The 21,840-nt window shown below is 71.0% G+C and carries 24 protein-coding genes; 14 read left to right on the forward strand and 10 right to left on the reverse strand.

Annotated elements, in window-relative coordinates:
• Positions 1-477, forward strand: a 477-nt coding sequence (locus ABZT18_RS19270) for a cellulose binding domain-containing protein (protein WP_354997748.1), incomplete at its 5' end; no start/stop codon positions are given.
• A gap of 97 nt (positions 478-574) precedes the next feature.
• On the opposite strand, the gene ABZT18_RS19275 is transcribed toward ABZT18_RS19270, so the two are convergent.
• From ABZT18_RS19275 to ABZT18_RS19285, 3 genes are all read right to left on the reverse strand, one after another.
• Positions 575-3,490, reverse strand: a complete 2,916-nt coding sequence (locus ABZT18_RS19275; protein WP_354997749.1) for a glycosyl hydrolase — start codon at positions 3,488-3,490, stop codon at positions 575-577.
• Positions 3,491-3,646: 156 nt separating this feature from the next.
• Entirely contained in the window at positions 3,647-4,021 is a 375-nt protein-coding gene (locus tag ABZT18_RS19280) for a hypothetical protein (RefSeq protein WP_354997750.1), read from the reverse strand.
• A 40-nt stretch (positions 4,022-4,061) separates the two neighbouring features.
• Complete coding sequence (locus ABZT18_RS19285) at positions 4,062-4,757, reverse strand: DUF1223 domain-containing protein (protein ID WP_354997751.1); 696 nt, start codon at positions 4,755-4,757, stop codon at positions 4,062-4,064.
• A gap of 130 nt (positions 4,758-4,887) precedes the next feature.
• Between ABZT18_RS19285 and ABZT18_RS19290 the strand changes: the two genes are divergently transcribed.
• From ABZT18_RS19290 to ABZT18_RS19300, 3 genes are all read left to right on the forward strand, one after another.
• A complete protein-coding gene (locus ABZT18_RS19290) occupies positions 4,888-5,190 on the forward strand; it encodes a GNAT family N-acetyltransferase (protein ID WP_354997752.1) in 303 nt (100 codons plus the stop codon).
• A 74-nt stretch (positions 5,191-5,264) separates the two neighbouring features.
• Entirely contained in the window at positions 5,265-5,444 is a 180-nt protein-coding gene (locus ABZT18_RS19295) for an SDR family oxidoreductase (protein WP_354997753.1), read from the forward strand.
• Between the two features lie 38 nt (positions 5,445-5,482).
• Positions 5,483-6,199, forward strand: a complete 717-nt coding sequence (locus ABZT18_RS19300; protein WP_354997754.1) for an isocitrate lyase/phosphoenolpyruvate mutase family protein — start codon at positions 5,483-5,485, stop codon at positions 6,197-6,199.
• A gap of 21 nt (positions 6,200-6,220) precedes the next feature.
• On the opposite strand, the gene ABZT18_RS19305 is transcribed toward ABZT18_RS19300, so the two are convergent.
• The 3 genes from ABZT18_RS19305 to ABZT18_RS19315 form a co-directional block, all read right to left on the reverse strand.
• Positions 6,221-7,147, reverse strand: a complete 927-nt coding sequence (locus ABZT18_RS19305; RefSeq protein ID WP_354997755.1) for a 5'-3' exonuclease — start codon at positions 7,145-7,147, stop codon at positions 6,221-6,223.
• 58 nt (positions 7,148-7,205) lie between these two features.
• Positions 7,206-7,433, reverse strand: coding sequence for a hypothetical protein (locus tag ABZT18_RS19310; protein WP_354997756.1), 228 nt, complete (start codon positions 7,431-7,433; stop codon positions 7,206-7,208).
• Positions 7,434-7,526: 93 nt separating this feature from the next.
• Complete coding sequence (locus ABZT18_RS19315) at positions 7,527-8,801, reverse strand: MFS transporter (protein ID WP_354997757.1); 1,275 nt, start codon at positions 8,799-8,801, stop codon at positions 7,527-7,529.
• An 81-nt stretch (positions 8,802-8,882) separates the two neighbouring features.
• Between ABZT18_RS19315 and ABZT18_RS19320 the strand changes: the two genes are divergently transcribed.
• Positions 8,883-9,770 carry a winged helix-turn-helix transcriptional regulator gene (locus tag ABZT18_RS19320; protein ID WP_354997758.1) on the forward strand — a complete coding sequence of 296 codons (888 nt, stop codon included), beginning with the start codon at positions 8,883-8,885 and terminating at the stop codon, positions 9,768-9,770.
• A 37-nt stretch (positions 9,771-9,807) separates the two neighbouring features.
• Here ABZT18_RS19320 and ABZT18_RS19325 read toward each other — a convergent pair whose 3' ends face one another.
• Positions 9,808-11,178 (reverse strand): glycosyl hydrolase family 18 protein, encoded by a 1,371-nt coding sequence (locus ABZT18_RS19325; RefSeq protein WP_354997759.1) that lies wholly within the window; start codon positions 11,176-11,178, stop codon positions 9,808-9,810.
• A gap of 209 nt (positions 11,179-11,387) precedes the next feature.
• Between ABZT18_RS19325 and ABZT18_RS19330 the strand changes: the two genes are divergently transcribed.
• From ABZT18_RS19330 to ABZT18_RS19340, 3 genes are all read left to right on the forward strand, one after another.
• On the forward strand, positions 11,388-12,503 hold the full coding sequence (locus ABZT18_RS19330; RefSeq protein ID WP_354997760.1) for a Xaa-Pro peptidase family protein: 1,116 nt from the start codon (positions 11,388-11,390) through the stop codon (positions 12,501-12,503).
• The gene (locus ABZT18_RS19335; protein WP_354997761.1) at positions 12,500-13,642 is read left to right on the forward strand and encodes an acyl-CoA dehydrogenase family protein; all 1,143 of its coding nucleotides are present in this window, start codon (positions 12,500-12,502) and stop codon (positions 13,640-13,642) included. Before ABZT18_RS19330 ends, ABZT18_RS19335 begins: the two co-directional genes overlap by 4 nt.
• A 108-nt stretch (positions 13,643-13,750) precedes the next feature.
• Positions 13,751-14,257, forward strand: coding sequence for an Lrp/AsnC family transcriptional regulator (locus tag ABZT18_RS19340; RefSeq protein ID WP_354997762.1), 507 nt, complete (start codon positions 13,751-13,753; stop codon positions 14,255-14,257).
• On the opposite strand, the gene ABZT18_RS19345 is transcribed toward ABZT18_RS19340, so the two are convergent.
• Positions 14,187-14,798: a histidine phosphatase family protein gene (locus ABZT18_RS19345; protein ID WP_354997763.1), complete on the reverse strand. Its 612-nt coding sequence runs from the start codon at positions 14,796-14,798 to the stop codon at positions 14,187-14,189. The genes ABZT18_RS19340 and ABZT18_RS19345 overlap by 71 nt on opposite strands.
• 155 nt (positions 14,799-14,953) lie before the next feature.
• Here ABZT18_RS19345 and ABZT18_RS19350 point away from each other — a divergent pair, with 155 nt between their 5' ends.
• A complete protein-coding gene (locus tag ABZT18_RS19350; protein WP_354997764.1) occupies positions 14,954-15,148 on the forward strand; it encodes a CsbD family protein in 195 nt (64 codons plus the stop codon).
• Here ABZT18_RS19350 and ABZT18_RS19355 read toward each other — a convergent pair.
• Positions 15,138-16,730 carry an FAD-dependent monooxygenase gene (locus ABZT18_RS19355; RefSeq protein WP_354997765.1) on the reverse strand — a complete coding sequence of 531 codons (1,593 nt, stop codon included), beginning with the start codon at positions 16,728-16,730 and terminating at the stop codon, positions 15,138-15,140. The two genes, ABZT18_RS19350 and ABZT18_RS19355, sit on opposite strands and share 11 nt — an antisense overlap.
• A gap of 96 nt (positions 16,731-16,826) precedes the next feature.
• On the opposite strand from ABZT18_RS19355, the gene ABZT18_RS19360 reads away from it, so the two are divergent.
• The 5 genes from ABZT18_RS19360 (at position 16,827) to ABZT18_RS19380 (ending at position 20,280) form a co-directional block, all read left to right on the forward strand.
• A complete protein-coding gene (locus tag ABZT18_RS19360) occupies positions 16,827-17,030 on the forward strand; it encodes a helix-turn-helix domain-containing protein (protein ID WP_354997766.1) in 204 nt (67 codons plus the stop codon).
• Positions 17,027-17,506: a Clp protease N-terminal domain-containing protein gene (locus ABZT18_RS19365; RefSeq protein WP_354997767.1), complete on the forward strand. Its 480-nt coding sequence runs from the start codon at positions 17,027-17,029 to the stop codon at positions 17,504-17,506. The genes ABZT18_RS19360 and ABZT18_RS19365 overlap by 4 nt, the downstream gene beginning before the upstream one ends.
• Before the next feature lie 261 nt (positions 17,507-17,767).
• Positions 17,768-18,466, forward strand: coding sequence for a polysaccharide deacetylase family protein (locus ABZT18_RS19370; RefSeq protein ID WP_354997768.1), 699 nt, complete (start codon positions 17,768-17,770; stop codon positions 18,464-18,466).
• Positions 18,467-18,637: 171 nt separating this feature from the next.
• Positions 18,638-19,207 carry an RNA polymerase sigma factor gene (locus ABZT18_RS19375; protein ID WP_354997769.1) on the forward strand — a complete coding sequence of 190 codons (570 nt, stop codon included), beginning with the start codon at positions 18,638-18,640 and terminating at the stop codon, positions 19,205-19,207.
• Positions 19,204-20,280: a hypothetical protein gene (locus ABZT18_RS19380; RefSeq protein ID WP_354997770.1), complete on the forward strand. Its 1,077-nt coding sequence runs from the start codon at positions 19,204-19,206 to the stop codon at positions 20,278-20,280. The genes ABZT18_RS19375 and ABZT18_RS19380 overlap by 4 nt, the downstream gene beginning before the upstream one ends.
• 66 nt (positions 20,281-20,346) lie before the next feature.
• On the opposite strand, the gene ABZT18_RS19385 is transcribed toward ABZT18_RS19380, so the two are convergent.
• Positions 20,347-21,753, reverse strand: coding sequence for a lysine 2,3-aminomutase (locus ABZT18_RS19385; RefSeq protein WP_354997771.1), 1,407 nt, complete (start codon positions 21,751-21,753; stop codon positions 20,347-20,349).
• Positions 21,754-21,840: the final 87 nt, after the last annotated feature.

Genomic DNA, 21,840 nt, shown 5'->3' on the forward strand with positions numbered 1-21,840 from the left:
TGTGACTCCTGGCGCGGATCCGACAACGCCCTGCTGTTCGACTGCGGCGGCAACAAGAAGGCGGCGTACACCAACGTCCTGAACGCCCTCAACGCCGGCGGAGGCACCACCCCGCCGCCCACCACCCCGCCGCCCACGACCCCGGCGCCCACCACCCCGCCGCCCACGACGCCTCCGCCGGGGCCGGGCGGTTGCTCGGCGTCGGTGTCGCTGAACTCGTGGACCGGCGGTTTCGTGGCCACCGTACGGGTGACCGCTGGTTCCGCCGGTACGAACGGGTGGAACGTCAGCATGACGCTTCCCGGTGGTGCCAGTGTCACCAACACCTGGAGCGCCTCGGCCAGTGGCTCCACTGGCACGGTGCGGTTCACCAACGTGGACTACAACGGCCGGCTCGGTGCCGGCCAGGTCACCGAGTTCGGTTTCCAGGGCAATGGCAGCGGGTCCGGCATGACGCCCACCTGCACCGCTGGCTGAACACGGGATGACTGACTGATCGGCCACGGTGGCCGGTGCGGAGGACAGTTCGTGGTCCTCCGCACCGGCCAACCTGGTGGTGCGACGTGCGGGTCGATCAGGAGTACGGGAGCCGCAGCACCGACTGGTTGCCGATGCCCACGGTGCTGGGGTTGTTGCCGATCGCCGACCAGATCTCCACCCGGACCGTGCCGTTGCTCAGCGCGCCCAACGTGCCGGTGGCCGAGGCCAGGCCGGCGTTCTGGGTGTAGTGCTCGTAGCCGGGGACCGGGTCGGTGGCGAAGTAGCGCAGGGTCTCCACCCGCTCCCAACTGCCGTTGCCGGTGAGGTCGTAGGAGATCCGCACCTGCACGCCGTTGCCGACCGCCGTCGCGGCGTCCACGAAGAGGTCGAACGTGGTCTGCCCGCCGGAGTAGGCGAGGTTGAGGCCGGTCGCCGTGAAGACCTGCGGGTTGGTGGGCGTACCGTCGTGGTTCCCGTTGGCGGCCGCGACCGTCGTCGTGGCCGCGCTACCGGCGGCACCCAACCCACCCCCGGGCAGCAGGTACCGCGTCGGATTGCCCGTGGTCGGCGGTGTGGTGGTCGGTGGCGGGGTGGTCGGTGGCGGGGTCGTGGGCGGCGGAGTGGTCGGTGGTGGGGTTGTCGTGGGCGTCGGCGTCGGTTGTACGCCGCCGGCAGCGTTGCCGCCGCTCCAGGTGTACGCCCCGGTGGTTGCCGTCTTGCCGGCTCCCACGGTGAGGTTGGTGCCGTTGGAGAACGTCACCGTGATCGGCGCCGCGGTCGGGTTCGACGCCACGTAGGTGCGGGCCCCGTTGCGCGAGAAGACCGCCGACAGCGGGTGGTTGCCGGTCACCGTCGTGTCGACGGTGCCCAGGGCCGCGAGGTTACGGATCCAGTGGAAGGTGTGGGCCCGGCTCTCCCCCTCCTCCGGGGTGTAGCCGGGGTTCGCGCGGAGGTTCGCCAGCGCCGCGTCGCCGTCGCCGAGGGCCTGGAACTGCCAGAGGATGTCCTGCCACACCGTCGGTTGCCCGCCGTTGTTGCGGACCAGCTCGGCATAGTTGGTCCGTACGTAAGCCGGGTTGTTGCCCAGGTAGAGGTGGCCGCCGGTGACCGGCAGCAGGTTGATGCCCTGGATCATCTCCGGGTCGGCGCTGAACCAGGTGGCGTACGCGCCGCCGTCACCCCAGACCATGCCGACCGTCGAGTGTCCGAAGGCGGCGGGGAAGTTCTGGTCGCTGGAGTCGAACCAGTATTCCTGGATGGCCGCGGCCTGTGTCGTGTAGAGGAAGACGCCGGCGTCGCGGACGGCGGTGTCGCCGGTCGCCTGCCCCCACTGGATCAGGGCGCTGGCGAAGTTCATCCCCTCCGACGAGGACTCCTGGTTGTTGCCGGAGCCGAACGAGCCGTGCCCGGAGGCCCAGTCGTGGCCGGCGTAGATGTCGAAGTCGCGCAGGTACGGGAAGCGGGTGTCGTCGCGGCGGTAGTTGTTGGCGTCGCGGATCAGCAGGTCCACCATGCCGCCGTAGCGGCTGGTGGCGGCCCATGCCGGGTCGAACTTGGCCAGTGTCGCGGCGGCGGCGATGAAGTAGCCGTAGTGGAAGTGGTGGTCGTTGAGTTCCTGGTCGGAGCCGTACGACGCCGGGTAGCCGATCAGGGTGCCCCAGTTGTTGTCGTAGTAGAAGACCTTGCTGGTCTTGCCGCTGGACGCGGTGAACCAGTCGGTGAGCGTGCTGCGGATCGCGTTCAACGCGCTGTCCCGCGTCGCGGTGTCGTTGACCAGGTCGGAGATCTCGGCGAGCCGAGCGGCCCGGCCGAGCCCCTTGCCGGTCCAGTAGGTGTCGTTGCCGCGCTGGTCCATCGGGTTCGCGCGAGCGGCGGTCAGGTGGCCGTTGAGCGTCGCCAGGTCGGCGCCACTGCCGTCGCCGACGGCCGGCAACTCCGGCAGGATGCCCTGGAACTTCATGGCGGTGCGGAACTGGTTGACGCCGGTGAGCACCTTCATCCGGCCGCGCGCCGACGGGTAGGTCGGAGTTATCGCGGTGGACCCGCTCAGCGACTTCCACTGGTGCGGGTAGAGACTGACCACGGTCTGTGTGGCGGTCCCCTCCCGGGCGGTCGTGGTGAACGCGTAGGTGGTGGTCAGGCCGCTGGTCGCCGGGTTGTAGGCGTACGACACCTGGGTGCCGGTCACGTGGGCGTGCGCGTACCGGCCGTAGGTCGCGGCCAGGTCGGCGCGCTCGGCCGCGCTCGACGTCGGGGGCAGGAGAGCGACGGAGAAGTAGCCCCGACCGGCCAGGGCCGAGGAGATCCGGCCGCCGGCGACGGTCCAGCTCGCGCCGCTGGGCGCGTACCCGACGTAGTCGTGGCCATTGACCCGGAAGCCGATGGTGGCACCGCTGTTGGACCAGACGTCGGGGGTGCCGGCGGTGCCGATCACCGCGTCTCCGCCGGTGGTCTGGAAGTACGCGAAGGGCAGGCCGTGGCCGATGGTGGCGCGCATGGTCCGCGCGCCGTCGCTCCAGTGTGGGCTGACCGTCCAGTCGGTCCAGCCGTCGACCTTGACCAGGGGTGCGCCGAGCCCGGCCACGCCGACCCGGATGTCCTGGACATACGGGTAGTGGAATTCACCGACGCCGGTCGCGGTGCCGCTGATGGCGGGCGTCGAGTTGGCGGAGAAGCCGAGGCCGTCGGTGAAGGTGTCGTACGAGATCGGGTGGGCGTGCAGGGGCTCGCTGAAGGCGCAGTCGGTGCGCTTCCACAGCAGCGAGGACCACCAGTCGTTGGTGGGTATCGGCCCGGCGGGCGCGTTGGCGGTGGCGAACTGCCGGGGGTTGCTGGACATCGGGCCGCAGCCGTTGGGGAGCGGGCCGACCGGGGTGGTGGTGTAGCTACCGGCGCCGACTGGTGCGGCCTCGGCTGCGCGGGTGACGGGGATCGCGAGGCCGCCGACGACCAGGGCCAGAGCGATGGCGGCGGCCAGGGCCCATCGGCGGTGGGGGACGGGAGGTTGCATGGTGCCTCCATCGCGCGCCGGGGTGCGGCCCGTGCCGGCTCCGGCGCGTTGCGTCTGAATTGGGGGGAAGGTCTGGCGAGAGAGCGCTCTCTCAGTCACGGTAGTGGAGTACCGAGATCCCCGTCAATGTGTCCAACCGGTTGCGTGCTGATGTCGCTATTTGCCGGCGGCGTTGACGTCGCTCAGGAGCGCCTCGGGCGCGCGCATCCGCCACGCGTCGGTCACGAGCTCGCTGAGGCGTTCGAGGTCCACCTGCGCCAGGCGCAGCAGCACCAGAGGCAGGCCGCCGTAGCCGGGCGCGGTGAAGAAGACGTCGGGCTCCCCGAGCAGGAGAGCCTGCTTCTCGGCCTCGTCACCGACGAACAGAACCGCGATGTCGAGCCGAATCACCCGCGGTCTTCCCGGTACGCGCTCGGGATAGGACCAGACGAAACCCTTGTCGGCCACCCGGAAGTCGAAGCCGGCGCTGGCGATCTCCACCGTCTGCGGCAGGGCCAGCGCCACCGCGCGTACGTCATCCGCGTCAGCCACCGAGACCCCCTGCACCGCGCACCAAGCCCATGTGCCGAGATTACGCGGTGGACAGCGCGATGGCCGTGGCACCGACGACGGCCTGATTGCCGTTCTGCTGCACGTAGCCGACGACGGCGGCATTGCGAGGATCGAGATCTGGCGGCGTCGCCAGTTCCACCCGTCCCCGGTCGGCGTCCAGGACCACCGACGTGAAGGCCCGTACGACGTTGTCCTGCCGTAGCGTCCGCCCGGCGTTCTCCCCCCGGGCGATCTCGCTGTCCAGACCGCGTTCCACGATCGCCACGTTCAACACCGCCGGCCCAGCCGGCCGCTCGGTCCGGTAGTCCAGCACCACCTCCTGCTCGCCGAGGTCCTGTACGGACAGCGTGAGAGGCGTGGCGGCCGTCGGCATCAGGGCGGACGCTATCGCGCCCGCCGCCCGTTGACGGTCCGAACCGATGAACTCGACGGTGCCGTTGACGACCATCTGCGGGGTGTACAAACGCCCGGAGCCGAAGGCGCGGGCGTACGCCTCCTGCCTGGAGGTGTACGCCGGGTCCGCGAATCGGTCGGGCCAGCCCAGATCGTCCCAGTAGTCGACGTGGAATCCGAGGGCGAAGACGGGCTGCCCCCGCTCCCGGGCATCGCGTTCGATCTCGGTCAGCACCTCCTCCGCGGGAGGGCAGCTCGAACAGCCCTGGGAGGTGAACATCTCGACGACGGCGAAGCCGCCGTCCATCGCGGGGTTCGTCATGTGGCGCGTCTCCTCCCGGGTTCCGGCTGGCGGCACTGCGTTCCCCGTTACTGCGGAGACAATGCGCCCAGGGTCGCGCCCATGCCGGCCTCGCAGCAACCGCTGCGGGGTCAGGTGGTTGGATGGTCAGGTGCAGTTCACCGTGACAGACGTGCCGGCGCGGGAGCGTTTCGAGGCGCGCGACGAGGCGGGTGAGGTCGCCGGGGTTGTCACCTACCAGCTGACCGGCACCATCATCGCCTACACCCACACCGAGGTCGATCCGGCGTTCGAGGGCAAAGGCGTCGGGTCGACGCTGGCTCGCGCGGTGATGGACGACGCGCGGGCCAAGGGACGGACCGTCGTGCCCATCTGCCCGTTCCTCGCCGACTGGCTGGTCAAGCACCCGGAGTACGAGGGCATCGTGGTCCGCTCGACTCGCAAGGTCAAATAGGTTCTTCCACGACGCCCGATGACCGGTCTCAGGCGTCCGGCAGGAACTGGGCCGCGAGGGTGCGGGCGGGGCTGATGCTGACCGGCATGGAGCCGCCGAACCCGGAGGTGCTCAAGGGCACGGTGTCCAGCCTCGCGATCCAGCGGGTCAGCGATCCGGCCGAGACCGCGGCGGCCATCGCCTTCCTGGCCAGCCCCGCAGCCTCCTACATCACCGGCGCCGTGCTTGACTCCAATGGCGGGTACACCGCCTGACCCCCGCCCCTGCGCAACTTCCTCGGGAGACATCAACGATGACAGCCTCCACCTTCCGTGCCCTGCACCACGACCGCGCTGCCGGCGACCCACTCGTCCTGCCGGGGCCGTGGGACGCGGCCAGCGCGCGGACGCTCGCCGAAGCCGGCTTCCCCGCACTCGCCATCCCGAGCGCCGGGGTGGCCGCCTCGCTCGGTTACGAGGACGGCGCGACCCCAGCCGACGAGATGTTCGCCGCGGTGGCGCGGATCGTCCGGGCCGTTTCCGTTCCCGTGTCGGCCGACGTGGAGGGCGGTTACGGCCTGACCCCCAGCGAGCTGGTCGGGCGACTCCTGGAGACGGGCGTCGTCGGCTGCAATCTGGAGGACTCCGAGGGGCACGCCACGCTGAAGGAACCGCAGCGGCACGCGGATTGGCTGGCCGAGGTGCGGGCCGAGGCGGGCGACGCGCTCTTCATCAACGCGCGTGTCGACACGTTCGTGGTCGGTGCGGGTGACCCGGCCGACGCGGTGGCACGAGCCCGCCTGTACACGGCCGCCGGCGCCGACTGCATATACCCGATCCTGGCGCCGCCGGAGGTGCTCCCGGTGCTGCGGGAGGGCATCACGGGCCCGATCAACATGGTCGCCGGACCGGACCGGGAGTCCGTGGCCGAGCTGGCGCGGCGGGGCGCGACACGCATCACCTTCGGTCCGGGGATGCAGCGGTACGCGATGGGTGCGATCGGCGACCTCGCGGCGGGGCTCCGCGCCTGAAGCCCGCCGCGAGGCCGGCGGTCAGGCGTCGGCGCGGGCGGCGAGGGCGTCCACCAGGCGGCGGGCGGAGCCGGCCAGGTTCCACTGCTGGGCAAGCTCGACCAGCCGGTCCGGGTCGACGGGGGCGGTCGGCAGCGCGGTGGGCAGCTCCGGGAGTGGCACGTCCAGGGCGACCCGGACCACCGTCGGCGCGACGCCCAGGTAGTCGCGGGCGGCGACCAGCTTGGTGCGCAGGCCCGGTGCGAAGGACGAGTCGGAGTCGTCGAGGGCGGCCAGGATGCCGGCGATGCTGCCGTACCGCTCGATGAGCCGGGCGGCGGTCTTCTCGCCGACGCCCGGCACGCCGGGCAGCCCGTCGCTGGGGTCGCCGCGCAGCGCGGCGAAGTCGGCGTACCGGTCGGCAGGCACGCCGTAGCGGGCTCGGACGGCGGCGTCGTCGCAGTCGTCGAGCTTGGCGACGCCGCGCCCGACATACAGCAGCCGGACCGGCCGGGTGTCGTCGATGAGCTGGAACAGGTCCCGGTCGCCGGAGACCACCTCGACCGGGCCGGGCTGGGTCACCGAGAGCGTGCCGAGCACGTCGTCGGCCTCGTAGCCGGTCGCGCCGACGACGGTGATGCCGATCGCGGCCAGCACCTCCAGGATCTTCGGCACCTGCGGGGAGAGCGTGTCCGGAACGACCTCGCCACCCTGGGGGGCCACCCGGTGCGCCTTGTACGACGGCAGCAGCTCGACCCGCCACGCCGGCCGCCAGTCGTAGTCCATCGCGCAGACCATCCGGTCGGCACCGCGACCGCGAATCAGGGTGGCGAGCATGTCGAGGAAACCGCGCACCGCGTTGACCGGGGTGCCGTCCTCGGCTCGGGCGGCGGACTCCGGAATGCCGAAGTAGGCCCGGAAGTAGAGGCTGGGTGCGTCGATCAGCAGGATCGGGGATCGGTGTGCCACGCCGGACAGCCTGGCACAGCCCTCCGACGAACAGGGGTACGCCCGGCCGTCGGCGGTGTCAGCGCTGCTCGTCGTGCCGGTAGACGGTCTCCCGCCGGGCGATGCGCTGCACGGCGTAACTGGTCACCAGCAGCAGGATGGCGACCACCACCTCGACCCAGGCCGCGACGCCGTCGGCCACGGTGAGACCGATGATCAGCAGGACCAGGCCGACGAGTGCGAGGACCCCGGCCCAGAGTTGGCGGCGACGGCGTGTCGCCGCCCGGTTCGCCTCGTTCGCTGCCACGTGGTCCTCCTGGTCGGGGGCGCCCGCGCGGCACCCCGATCCCAGGCTATGACCCCGGTGTCGTCCGACCAGGAAAACCCTGCGAAAGCGCGGTCACCGACTGCCCACGACGACGGTGGGCGCGGCGGGACGAGGGTCGTCGTCCCGGTCGTGGTCGGTGAGGTCGCGCAGGTGCCGGACGGGGGAGAGCAGCAGCACCAGCGGCGCGCACACCAGGGTCGTCGCGAAGACGAACAGGGTGGCACGGGCGCCGAACGGGCCGGCCAGCGCGCCGGCGACCAGCCCGCCGACCGGAATCGCGCCCCAGGAGACGAACCGCACGGTCGCCATCACCCGGGACAGCAGGTCGGGTGGGCTGGCGATCTGCCGGTAGGTCCGGGTGGTCACGCTGAGCACCACGGTCCCGAGGGAGAAGACGACGCTGCCGGCGGCGAAGGCGGCGTACGCCAGCCAACCGGTGCCCCAGGGGATCAGGAACGCGCCGGCGACCGTGGTGAATCCGGCGGCGATCAGCGCGCGGGCGGTGCCGGTCCGTGTGGTGATCCGTGTGGTGAGTGCGGCCCCGACCAGCGCGCCGACCCCCTCGACGGCGAGCAGGACCCCGACCAGGCCGACTGGGGCGTGCAGTTCGCGGACCAGGTAGAGCGGGAAGAGCGCGTGTTGTGCGCCGCAGACGAAGTTGATCGCCGTGGCGGCCCACATGCTCGGCCCCATCACCGGGTGGTACGCGACGAAGCGCCACCCCTCGCGGATCAGCTCACCGACCGGGGGCCAACGGTCCGGCGCGTCGACGCGGCTGGCGGGCAGGGTGCGCAGCAGCGCCGCCGAGACGAGATAGCTGATCGAGTCGACGAGCAGGGTGGGCACCGCGCCGAGCGCCTGCACGGCGAGCCCGCCGAGGGACGGCCCGCTGAGCAGGGTCGCGGCGTGGGTGGCCGAGGTGAGGCTGTTGCGCGACTGCAACTGCTCCCGTTCGACGATGCTGGGCAGGAAGGTCGAGTTGGCCACGTCGAAGAGCACGTTGGCGAAGCTGACCACGAGCGCGGTGACCACCAGGTGGGCGACGGTGAGGTGGCCCCACCACCAGGCCAGTGGGATGGACGCGACGGCGAGGGCGCGGGCCAGGTCGGCGCCCACCTGGGCGCCGCGCAGCGGTAGGCGCTGCACGATGACGCCGGCGGGCAGCCCGATCACGATCCAGGCGACGTAGCTGGCCGCGACGATCACGCCCATCTGGAACGCGGAGGCGTCGAGGACGGTGAGCGCGGTCAGCGGCAGGGCCACCGCGCCGACCGCCGACCCGACCATGCTGGCCGTGCCGGCGGTCCACCAGCGCCAGAACACTCCGGCCCGTTCGTCGACGCGCATGTCGCCGGCCCCCGTTCGTCGTGCCAGTGCGTTCCAATCTGGAACGGACTATAGTCGGGACGGGACCAACGGAGGTAGCGGGTGCGGCGAGAAGATCTTGCCGATGCGGACTGCGGCATCGCGCAGGCGCTCGGCGTACTGGGGGACTGGTGGACGTTCCTCATCGTGCGCGACGTCGCCGGCGGGACGACCCGCTTCGACGGGCTCCAGCGTGAGCTCGGTGTCAGCCGGCGGGCGCTGACCGAACGCCTTACCGCCCTGGTCGAGCACGGCGTGCTGGAGCGCCGGCCGTACTCCCGCCATCCACCGCGGCACGACTACCTGCTCACCGCAAAGGGCGAAGGGTTGCTACCGGTGCTGATCGCGCTACAGGACTGGGGGACGAGGCACCTCATGGGTGACGGTGAGGTGACCGCGACGGCCGATGCCGGCTCTGCCGAGGCGCGCCGGGCGCACGACCTGATCGGGCGGCGGCTGCCCGAGGTCGTCCTGCCCGGTCCCGCCGGCGAGCCGGTCGCGTTGGCCACGACGGACGAGTGGAGCGTCCTCTACTTCTTCCCCGGGGCGTACGCGCCGGGGACGGGCGGCTATCCGCCGGGCTGGGCGGAGATACCGGGCGCCCGGGGTTGCACCCTGGAGTCGACCACCTACGCGAAGCGGCATCCGGACTTCGAGGCCGCCGGGGTGCGGGTGTACGGGATCAGCACCCAGCGGCCGGACCAGCTCGCCGACTTCGCCGAGTACGCCGAGCTGCCGTTTCCGCTGCTGTCCGATCAGGACGGCCGACTGGCCGCAGGGCTGCTGCTGCCCGTCTTCCGCGCCGGCGGGGTGACCCGGTTCAAGCGGCTGACGCTGCTGGTCGACCCGACGGCGGTGGTGCGGGCCGTGCAGTTCCCGGTCGCCGACCCGGCCGGGTCGGTGGACGAGATGCTCGCCGTGGTCCGCGAGCACGCAAGGATCCCCGGCTGACGCTCGGCGTCGACCGGGGACCCTGCGGGCCTCACCGTCAGGCCGGGAGCGTCCAGCGCTGGTTGGCACCGGCGAAGCAGTCCCAGATCTGCAGCCGGGTGCCGTCGGCGGAGCTGTTGTCGCTGGCGTCCAGGCACCTGTTCGACTGCGGGTTGCGCAGCGTGCCGTTGGACTGCGCCTGCCAGACCTGAGCACCGCTGCCGTTGCAGTCCCAGAGCTGGATCTTCGCGCCGTTGGCGGTGGAGCCGTTGGTGATGTCGGCGCACTTGCCGAGGGCGCGCAACGTCCCGTTGCTGGCCACGGTCCAGGTCTGGGCGTTGGTGCCGTTGCAGCCCCAGAGCTGGATGGGGGCGCCGTTGGCGGTGCTCGCCGAGGCCACGTCGACGCACTTGCCGGCGAGCCCGGTGATCTGGCCGGTACGACCGGTCGGCGGCGGGGTGGTGCCGCCCATGATGGTGTCGTACATGGCGCTGACCAGTGAGGTCGAGCCGGTGGTGTCCTGCGACAGCTCCCAGTTCATCACGCCGCCGGCGTTGGCGAGCGCCCACTGCGTCTTACGCTTGACCGTCGGGATGCCGTTGTAGCACTGCTGCGCGCCGCCGGCGGTGGTGCAGTCCCGGTTGGCGTTGGCCGGGTCCATCGCGACCAGCGCCGAGTAGGTGTAGTAGCCGGGGCGGCTGTAGAACGGGATCCCCAGCACGGCCTTGCTGGCCGGCAGGCCGCGGGACTTCCACAGGTTGATGCTGGCGATCGACCAGTCGTAGTTGGCGTGTGGGCTGCCACCGTCGTACGCCATGATGTTGAGCCAGTCGACCTGGCCGAACACGGCCGTCTGAACGCCCTGGACGCTGCCGCCCTCGGAGACGACGGCGGCGGTGAGCAGCTTGCTGCGACTGTGCATCGCACTGCCGAGCTGCGTCATGAGCTGGGTGTAGTTGTTCGCCGAGGCGCCCGGGTCGGGATACTCCCAGTCCATGTCGACGCCGTCCAGGTTGTACTGGTTGACGAAGTTGACCAGGTTGTTGACGAAGGTGGTCCGACTGCCGGAGTTGGCCGCGAGGGCCTCGAAGGCCGAGTCGTTGCCGTCGTTCCAGCCACCGACGGCGATCGACACCTTGACGTTGTTGGCGTGCGCGAGGGAGACCAGCGAGGAGAGCTTGCCCGGGTTCTCCACCGGGCGCAGGCTGCCGTCGTTGTTGGGCAGCGCGAACGCGTAGTTGATGTGGGTGAGCTTGTTGTACTGGACGGTGTTGACGTCGCCGGCCCAGGAGGGCATGTAGCCGACGCTCTTGAAGTTGTTGGGCAGCACCACGGCCTGCGCGGCGGTGGTGGTGACGGTGAGGGTGGCGCCGGCTGTGGCCAGCGCGAGCAGGCCGGCGGCGAGGGCGCGGCGCAGTGGTGAGGACATCGGGGGCCTTCCCGTGGCGGGGGTCGACACCCGCCCACGCGAGGTTGTCGTGGGCGGGGGGTGCGGGACGCAGGGACGGGTGGGCCTCGAGGCAGTCAAATCTTAAAGAGTGTTAACTGTCGCAGTCAATCAACATCTGTGGATTTATCGCCCGTCGCCCCCCGTCGTCCGGTTCGGGGGATCCCCAAACGACCGTTAAGCTTGGCGGTGTGGGAATCGACGAGCTGTATCCGCCGGATCGGCTGATCGCCGCGCAGCGCGCCACCGCCGCCGCCGGCCTGGATGCCCTGCTGCTCACCCCCGGCTCCGACCTGCGTTACCTCACCGGGTACGACGCCCACGCGGGGGAGCGCCTGACCTGCCTGGTGCTGCCCGCCGAGGGCGAGCCGACCCTCATCGTGCCCAGGCTGGAACGCCCGGCCGCGGAGGCGTCCCCAGCGCCGGCCACCGGGGTACGCGTCGTCGACCACGTCGACGGCACCGACCCGTACCCCCTGGTCGTCGCCGCCCTCGACGGCCCGGTCACGGCGGTCGGGTTGGCCGACCGGATGTGGGCCGAGCAGGTCCTCGGGCTACGCGCGGCGCTTCCCGGTGCCGCGCAGCGGCTTGCCTCCGAGGTGCTGCGCGAGCTGCGCATCCGCAAGTCCCCGGCAGAGGTCGCGGCGCTCGCCGAGGCCGGTGCGGCGATCGACGAGGTGCATCTGCGGATGGGGCAGTGGCTGCGCCCCGGGCGCACCGAGGCCGAGGTCGCCGCCGACATCGCCGCGGCGATCCGGGCCGCCGGGCACGTCACCGTCGACTTCGTCATCGTGGCGGCCGGACCGAACGGGGCCAGCCCGCACCACGGCACCTCGGACCGGCCGATCGGGGCCGGCGAGCCGGTGGTGGTCGACATCGGCGGCACCATGGCTTCCGGCTACCGCTCGGACTGCACCCGCACCTACGTGGCGGGCGGGCCGGCGCCGGCCGAGTTCCTGGACTACTACGCGGTGTTGCAGGCCGCCCAGAGCGCCGCGGTCGCGGCGGTGCGGCCCGGGCTCACGGGCGCGGCGGCCGACGCCGCGGCCCGGGAGCCGATCGCCGCCGCCGGCTACGGCCCCGCGTTCCTGCACCGTACCGGCCACGGCATCGGCCTGGACGGTCACGAGGAGCCCTACCTGGTGGCCGGGAACGACCGGCCCCTGGAGGCCGGGATGGCGTTCTCCATCGAACCGGGCATCTACCTGGCAGGCCGGCACGGCGCCCGCATCGAGGACATCGTCGTCTGCACCACAGACGGCGTGCAACGGCTCAACACCACCCCCACGGAGCTCATCGCACTATGACTGTCGACCGGATTCTCCCCACCGACGAGGCCCACGACCTGCTGGGCCTCGCCACCGAGCTCGCCGACCGCGAGCTCGCCCCCAAGGCCGCCGCCTTCGAGGAGCGCGCCGAGTTCCCCCGCGAGGTGCTGCGTACCCTCGGCCGCGCCGGCCTGCTCGGCCTGCCCTACCCCGAGGAGTACGGCGGCGCGGCCCAGCCGTACGAGGTGTACCTGCAGGTGCTGGAGATCCTGGCCAGCCGCTGGCTCGCGGTCGCCGAGGCGGTCAGCGTGCACACCCTGTCCTGCTACCCGGTGGCCGCGTTCGGCAGCGACGAGCAGCGCAAGCTGCTGCCGGACATGCTCGGCGGCGAGCTGCTGGGCGCGTACTGCCTCTCCGAGCCGCAGGGCGGCTCCGACGCCGCGTCGCTGAGCACCCGGGCGGTTCGCGACGGCGACGCGTACCTGGTCTCCGGCACCAAGGCGTGGATCACCCACGCTCGGACCGCCGACTTCTACAACGTCTTCTGCCGCACCGGAGGGCCCGGCCCGAAGGGGATCTCCTGCCTGCTCGCCGACGCGGGCACGGCCGGCATCACCCCGCAGGCGGCCGAGCGGACGATGGGCCTGCGCGCCTCACCGGTGGCGCAGATCGCCTTCGACGAGGCGCGGGTGCCGGCCGACCGACTCATCGGCGGCGAGGGGGTGGGCTTCACCATCGCGATGTCCGCGCTGGACTCCGGCCGGTTGGGCATCGCGGCCTGCGCGGTCGGGCTGGCCCAGGCGGCCCTGGACTACGCGGTTTCCTACGCCCAGGAGCGGCAGCAGTTCGGTCGATCCATCATCGACTTCCAGGGGCTCGGCTTCATGCTCGCCGACGCGGCCACCCAGATCTCCGCCGCCCGCGCGTTGACCCTCGCGGCGGCCCGGCTGCGCGACGCCGGCCGCCCGTACGCGATCGAGGCGGCCAAGGCGAAGCTCTTCGCCACCGACATGGCGATGCGGGTGACCACCGACGCGGTGCAGGTGCTCGGCGGCGCCGGCTATGTGGCCGACCACCCGGTGGAGCGGTACATGCGCGAGGCCAAGGTGTTGCAGATCGTGGAGGGCACCAACCAGATCCAGCGGATGGTGATCTCCCGAGCGCTCGCCAAGGGCTGAGAACGGTGCGTGGTGGCGCGGCTGCGGTGGGTTCACCGCAGCCCGCCGCCCGCGCGGTGCGGTGGGCGCTCGTCGCCGTCGGGCGGTTTTCCCGGTAGGTTGCACGCCGTGGAGGAGATCGACCGCGCTATCGTCGCCGCGCTGACCGCTGACGGCCGTCTGTCGTACACCGACCTGGCCGAGAAGGTGGGGCTGTCGGTGTCCGCCGTGCACCAGCGGGTGCGCCGGCTGGAGCAGCGCGGGGTGGTCAAGGGGTATGCCGCCCGGGTCTCGTTCGAGGCGTTGGACCTGCCGCTGACCGCGTTCGTGGCGATCCGCCCGTTCGACCCGTCGCAGCCGGACGACGCGCCCGAGCGACTGGCCCACCTGCCCGAGATCGACTCCTGCTACTCGGTGGCGGGGGAGGACTTCTACATGCTGCTGGTGCGGGTGGCCAGCCCGACGGACCTGGAACGGGTGCTCCAGGAGATTCGTACGTCGGCGAACGTGACCACCCGGACCACGGTGGTGCTGTCCACCCCGTACGAGAACCGGCCGCCGAAGATCAGTGTTGGGGCACCGAGTCGGTCGCGGTCCCGGGTGCCGGAGGAGCCGGCTGGTTCCACCGCAGGATGACCGGCCGCTCGTGTTCGTGACCGAGCGCGCTGACCGTGGCGGTGTCCAGCCGTAGCAGGCCGCCGGCGGACGGGGGCAGGCCGATCCAGCGGGCGCCGAGCACCCGCAGGCTGTGCGCGTGGCCGACCAGGGCGACGGTGCCCCGGTCGAGCAGCGGGGTGACACGGGCCAGCACCCGGTCGAGTCGTTCGCCCACCTGCGCGGGTGACTCCCCGCCGGGGCAGCCGTCGGTCCAGATGTTCCAGTGCGGCTGGTCGGAGTGGATGTCGACGGTGGTGCGGCCCTCGTACGCGCCGTAGTTCCACTCGCTGAGGTCCTCGTCGACGGCGTCGACGGTGAGCCCGGCCAGCTGCGCGGTGCGCAGCGCCCGGGAGCGGGGGCTGGCCAGTACGGTCGTGAACCGCCGGCCGGCCAGGAACGCGGCGAGGGTGCGGGCCTGTCGCTCGCCGTCGGGGGTCAGCTCCAGATCGGTGTACGAGGTGTGCCGTCGGGTGGCGCTCCAGGTGGTCTCGCCGTGCCGGATCAGCAGGAGCTCTCCCATGCGGTCAGTTAACCACCGAGGCCAAGTCGGCACTCGACACTCCCTCAACCTATCTTCCTAGGATGCCTTAGCGGGTGTGCCAACCGGCACCACCGGTTTCGGCACCCGGAGACCGGGCAAGCGAGCGAGGACAACCGCCAGACCGAGGAGGCGCGATGAGCTTCACCGAGAAGGCACGAAACAAGGTTGAGCAGATGGCCGGCGCCGCGAAGGAGCGCGTCGGCGACATGACCGACAACGAGCGGATGCGTGGCGAGGGCGCCAGCGAGCAGAGCGACGCGCGCGCCAAGCAGGCCGGTCAGAACGTCAAGGACGCCGGCCGCAACGTGAAGGACTCCTTCACGAAGTGACCTGAGCGGTCCACGGGTCCCCGGGCGCACCATCGCCCGGGGACCCGTCGTGTGCTGCGGCTGATTCGGTGCCGAACCACCGTCGCAACGCCTCGGTGACGTCGTCCGTCCCGGTGCCGGCCCAGGCCAGGTAGCCGTCGGGGCGGACGAGCACGGCGTCCGCGTCGATTTCGCCGTGAGCCGGGATCACGTCCAGCCGATGGCGCCACGCGGACGGTAGGGATACGCCGTCGATGGTGAGGTCGATCAGGACGCCCCGGGCGCTTCGGAGTGCGTCACGGACGGCGTCGGCGCCCTCGGTGAGTCGGGGCAGCAGGTCGGGCAGCCAGGCTCCGGTGAGCGGGTGCGGGTCTGTGCCGCCCATGTCGTACGGGCGGTCCGCGCCGGCGAGCAGTGCGGCCACGCCGTGACGGGTGTGGTCGCTGTCGAGCAGGTCGGTGAAGAGGTCCCGGAGCGCCGTGATGTCGTCGCCGGGGGCGAGTAGGGCGAGTTGAGCGCGGGTTTGCAGGGCGACGCGCCGGGCGACGGGTGCCCGTTCGGTCTGGTAGGTGTCGAGCAGGTTGGGTGCCGCGGTGCCGTGCACCTGGGCGGCGAGCTTCCAGCCGAGGTTGATGGCGTCGTTGAGGCCCAGGTTGAGGCCAGGGCCGCCGACTGCCGGGTAGACGTGGGCGGCGTCGCCGAGGAGCAGGATCCGTCCGCTGCGGTAGGCGTCGGCCTGGCGGAGGTTGACGCCGGTGAGGCGGCGCGTGGGCGGGGTCGGGGTGTGGGGTTGCTGGAGCGGGAGGTGCCCGCCGAGGACCCGGTCGGTGGCGTGTTGCAGGTCGTCGTGGGTGGGTGGTGCGTCGGTGCTGTGGTGTGGGCCGGTCCACTCCATCGTGGCGACCAGGTAGGTGTCGGTGGCGGCGCCGGGCAGTCGGGCGAAGGTGAAGACGCCGCCGGGGAGTCGGTGGTGGGTGAACGGTCGGGCGTGGCCGCCGGCGGGAAGGGTGAGTGTGCCGTCGGAATTGAGACGGTCGGCGGGCAGGTGGGCGTGGCCGATGTGGGAGACGAAGCGGCGATCGGTGTGGCCGGGGAAGGCGATGCCTGCTTCTCTGCGGACGGTGCTGTGGGCACCGTCGGCGCCGATCAGCCAGCGGGTGGTGAATTGGCGTTCGCCGTCGGGGGTGCGTACGTGCAGGGTGACCTGGTCGGGAGTCTGGCTGAGTGCGGTCAGTTGGTGTTCGCGGCGGATGTCGGCGCCGAGGGCGCTTGCGTGGTCGTGCAGGACCTGTTCGATGCGGTGCTGGGGCACGGGCAGGGTGTAGAGCGGGTTGTCGGGCAGCGTGTTCAGCTCGAGGGGAAGCCCGCCGAACTGGAATCTGGGCGTGGGTTGGGGAGCGTCTGGTTGCCCGCTGAGTGGTTGGTGGAGGCCGCGCAGGTGCAGAGCCTGGACGATCCTGCCGACGAGGCCGTTGGCGCGGGGTGTGGTGTCCGGTCGGGCGTTCTGGTCGAGGACGGTGGTGGATACGCCGGCTAGTTGCAGTTCGGCGGCCAGGAGTAGGCCGGCGGGTCCGGCGCCGATGATGGTGACGTCGCTGGTCATGGTGTGTCCTCTCGACAGAGTTTGTCAGTCTGGGTTGACGGTGGCGCTCGTCAGTCTGGCTTGACAAACTCGCGACTGTCAAGCCAGACTGACGCCGTGGAGAGCACAGAACTGACCGACCGGCTGCGGTCGCAGGACCCGAGGGTCGGGCTGCGGGCGGTGGGTGCGCTGCACCGGCTGGCCGAGCAGGTCGAGGCCGCCGCGGTGGCACGAGCTCGCGAGGCGGGTTGGTCCTGGGAGCAGATCGGTGATGCGCTGGGCGTGTCCCGGCAGTCGGTGCACGTGAAGCACGGGAGGTGAGCGCGGTGTTCGAGCAGTTCGCCGGAGAGGCGCGGGCCGCGGTCCGGGCGGCGCTGGAGGAGGCCCGGCAGCGGGGTGACCGCCGGCTGGGGACGGAGCACCTCTTGCTGGGGGTCCTGCACGCGCGTGAGTTGGCGCCGCTGGGGGAGTTCGGTGTCGAGCTGGGTCGGGTGCGGGCCACGCTCGCCGACCTGGACCGGGAGGCGCTCGCGGTGGTGGGAGTGGATGTGCGAGGGGTGGAGCGGGCGCCGGTGCCGCTGTCGCCCAAACGCACCCCGCTCACCTCGGGTGCGCGGTCGGTGCTGCGGCGCGCGGTGGGGGCAACGCGTTCTGGCGGGGGTCGGCGGATCACCCCGGCGCACCTGATGATGGCGATCGTGGATGCGCCGCATCCGGATCCGGCGGCCGAGGTGTTGAGCGAGTTGCACGTTGACCGGGAGGCGGTGCGTGTCCGGCTGCGGCAGCTGCCGGCCTAGGTGGGCGTTCCGGTGATCACGGAAGCGGGCGTGTGGCTGTCGACGGGGCAGTGAACGTCGCTCACGTCTGCGATGATCAACGTCGTGATCCGGCCTCGGTTTCGCCCGTTGTGTCGCGTGCTGATTGTGTCGGCCGTTCTCGGCAGCGTCGCGTGCACGGCGTCCCGGGCGTCACCGCCGGCCGCGCCTGTCTTCGTCGCCCCGTCCCCTTCTTCGGCCGCGCCGTCGGTCAGCGTCGCACCACAGAGGACGGTGGCCGCCGTGCCGGGTGCGACGCGGGTGGGAAGCCGGCCACCGGTGGTCGATCACGGGCCACGGGTCGGAAACCTGGTGGCGTTGACCTTCGACGCGGACATGACCGACGGGATGCTGGGCAACCTGCGCACCGGTCGGGTCACGTCGTACGCCAACCTGCGCATCCTGGACCTGCTGGAGCGGGAGCAGGTCCCGGCCACCTTTTTCCTGACGGGCAAGTGGGTGGAGCGGTATCCGGATCTCACCCGGCGGATCGCCGACAACCCGCGCTTCGAGTTGGCCAACCACACGTACGGGCATCTGGCGTTCACCGGCGACTGTTACGACCTGCCCCGGGTGCCCGCGAAGGGCATGACCGACGACGTGGCGAAGACGTTCCGGGTGATCGAACCGTACGGGGGTCGGCAGACCCGATACTTCCGCTTTCCGGGGTTGTGCCACAACGCGGCGGCGCTGGACGCGTTGGCACCGCTCGGGTTGACAGTCGTCGACGGGGATGTGGTCAGCGGCGACCCGTTCGCCACCGCGTGGAAGCCCCTCGTGCGCGCGGTGCTGGACAACGTACGCCCCGGCTCGGTGGTGATCATGCATGTGACCGAGGCGAACGCCGCGATGACCGATGAGGCGCTGCCGCACATCCTGGCCGGGCTGCGCGAACGAGGGCTGGTGCCGGCGCCGTTGTCCGAGGTGCTGACCCCCGCCTGACCCCGCCGCGCCCCCCGCTGCCGCGTCGATCTAGGGCAGATCGCTGCCAGTTGATCTCAAGGCACAACGATTCGCCCTAGATCGACGCGTCAGAGGGGCGGGGAGGGCGTTCCGCGGGGGGCGGGTCGGGCGGCCTGTCACGGTTGGGGTTCTGCCGGACATGGAGTGAACGTGAGCTCCGGCATTGAGTACTACGAGGACCGCTTCCGGCGCGTCTACCTTGAGGGCTTCGAGCCGTTGTTGGCGTACGCGCTGCGGCGCGTCGAGCATCCGGAGGACGCGGCCGACGTCGTCGCGGAGACCTTCCTGGTCGCGTGGCGTCGCCGGCACGACATTCCGGCCGACGGCGAAGCTCGCCTCTGGCTGTACGGGGTGGCCCGACGGGTGTTGGCCAACCATCACCGCGGCGGCATTCGCCGGCAGCGACTGGGTGAGCGGTTACGTGAGCAGATCGGCGCCACGGCTGCCGCCGACCCGGGCAGTGAGGTGCCCGAACGGCTCGCTGTTCGGGCGGTGTTGGCGGGTCTGGGCGAGTTGGACCGGGAGGTGCTGATGCTCACGGTCTGGGAGGGCTTGCAGCCGCGCGAGGTGGCCGCGGTCCTTCAGGTCAGTCCCGCCGCGGTCCGGACTCGTCTCTCGCGCGCGCGAGCGAGGCTGCGTGGACTGGTCGGTGACGACCTTGGCCCGCCTGGACATGTACTCGATGTGCTGACCGCAGCCACTCGAAAGGAGGAGAGATGACCGAGGAACAACTTGACCGGCTGGTTCGAGAAGCCGATCCGGCTCGGCTCGACGTCATGGGGAACCTCGGTGGGGTGAAGCAGACCCTCTTGGAGGAGATCATGGCCGAGTCGACGCTCCGTCGCTTCGTGGAACGACCGCAGCAGCGGTCGTGGGCGGGGCGCCAGGCCCGTCGCTTCGCCGGTGCGGCGACGGCGGCCGCGGTGCTCGCCAGCGTCCTTTCCGTGTCCGTCCTGGTGCGCGAGCCCGAGGAGTTCGGTGAGGCGGCGGCTCCTGCGGTTTCCGCCAGCGCTCCGGTCGTCTACTCGCCGGTGGCGATGCGGGCCGCCGAGAAGAATCCACGGTTACTGATCAACCAGCCTGGCTGGAAGGCGACCACTGTGTACGGGTTCGCGCAGGAGTCTGGCACCATCGCGTTTCGGCGAGGTGAGCGCGAGCTGGAGATGAACTGGTATCCGGCTGACACCTATGCGGTCCGTTACGCCGACCGGCTTTCCATCAGTCGGCCGGAGACGGTGGAGGTCGACGGCTGGCCGGGTGATCTGTTCCGGTATTCGGCCAGAGACTTCGCGGTGATACTCCGTCCGCGCGACGGCGTTTTCGTCGAGATGCGTACCGGGGACAACTGGTCCCGGAAGGAGTTCGACCGGGTCCTCGCGGCCGTCGTCCGCGTCGACGCGCGTACGTGGTTGGGTGCGCTTCCGCCGGAGATCGTCGTTCCTGATCGGGTGCAGGCGCGGGCGGCCGAGGTGCTCGCCGACGTGCCGCTTCCGCCGGGCTTCGACGTCGCGGCACTGGGCGACGTGGGCATCAACGATTCCTACCAGTTCGGTGCCGCCGTGACGTCGCGGGTCGGCTGCGCGTGGATCGCGGAGTGGCAGCGGGCGAGGGCGAGCGGGGACGACGCCGCGGTGCGGCGGGCCGCTGACGCGATGCGGAGCAGTCACGGGTGGCGGGTGCTGCACCAGATGAACGAGCCCGGTGACTGGCCGGAGGTGTTCTGGGAGTACGCCGACAAGATCGCCGCCGGGACTGTGCCGGCCGGGTACCGCCAGGGGCTGGGCTGCGACTGACCGGGTCGGGCAGAACGCGCGACACCCCCGGGAAGTTGGTCTTCCGGGGGTGTCGTCGTCGGTGGGTCAGTCGTCGCGGTGGTCGTTCCACCACTGTTGCCCGCCCTCGGGCAGGGTGTCGATCGGGTCGTAGTAGGCGTAGCGCTTGTTGAGCGCCTCCAGGTCAGCGGACTCGATGGAGGTGCGGTAGTTCTTGGTCCAGTAGGAGATGCCGCGCTCACGGTCGTAGTCGGTGAGCATGTGCACCCAGCGCTTGCCGACGAACGGGACGTCGCAGACGATCCGGGGGGTGGCGTAGCCGGGGAGGTAGCCCATGATGTCGTGCTGGAGTTGCTGGGCGTGCCAGACCGGCACCCGCCAGTGCTCGGCGTTGGGGATCATGTCGCACATGTAGAAGTAGTACGGCAGGATCCCGGCTTCGCCCTGTAGCGCGAAGCAGAGGTCGAGCAGTTCGGGGGTGGTGGCGTTGACGCCGCGCATGAGCACGCCCTGGTTGCGGACGTCGCGGACGCCGACGTCGAGGGCGGTCTGGGCCGCTTTGGCGACCAGTGGGGTGAGCGACTGGGCGTGGTTGACGTGGGTGTGGATGGCGAGGTTGACGCCGCGTCGGGCGGCGGTGCGGGCGACGCGTTCGAGGCCTTCGACGACGTCGGGCTGCAGCCAGTGCTGGGGGAGGCCCATGAGGGCCTTGGTGGCGAGCCGGATGTCGCGGACCGTGTCCAGTTCCAGCAGGCGCATCAGGTACGACTCGAGGTTGCGCCAGGGGACGTTCGCCACGTCGCCGCCGGAGACGACGACGTCGCGTACGCCGGGGTGGGCTTTGAGGTAGCTGATGTGGGCGTCGTAGCGGTCGACGGGCTTGAGGGTGAGTTTGAGTTTGTCGACGGCGGGGGTGGAGTTGCCGACGAGGTCCATGCGGGTGCAGTGCCCGCAGTACTGGGGGCAGGTGGAGAGCAGCTCCGCGAGGACCTTGGTGGGGTAGCGGTGGGTGAGCCCTTCGGCGACCCACATGTCGTGCTCGTGCAGGCTGTCGCGGCTGGCGTAGGGGTGTGACGGCCAGTCGGTGCGTCGGTCGGAGGCGACCGGGATCATGTAGCGGCGGATGGGGTCGGCGAGCAGCGCCTCGGTGGTGAGGGGCGCGAACGGCACCATTGTGTTGATCATTTGGGGTGGGACGAGCATCGACATGGTGGCGAGGGCCTGTTGGTCGGCCTCAAGGTCGGTGTAGAAGCTGTCGTCGATAAGGTCGCCGAAGACGGTGCGGAGCTGCTTGATGTTCTTGACGCAGTTGACGCGTTGCCACTGGGCGGATTCCCACTGGTCGCGGGTGATGTGGCGCCAGCCGGGGAAGCGGGTCCAGTCGGGTTCGACCAGGGGGCGGCGGTGGTATTCGTAGGGCTGCCCGGCGGTCGGTACGGCGACCGGGGCGTGACGGGGTTGAGGGATGGTCTCAACCGGTTGGGTCTGGGTCACGGCCCCTCCTCGGTGTTGTGGCTGATCATCGGGCTCGAAGGCTACTGGAAAATATTCGGTACAGAAACTAGTCTGCCGTAAGTTTTC

It is taken from the genome of Micromonospora sp. NPDC005291 (assembly GCF_040607415.1).
Classification (GTDB): domain Bacteria; phylum Actinomycetota; class Actinomycetes; order Mycobacteriales; family Micromonosporaceae; genus Micromonospora.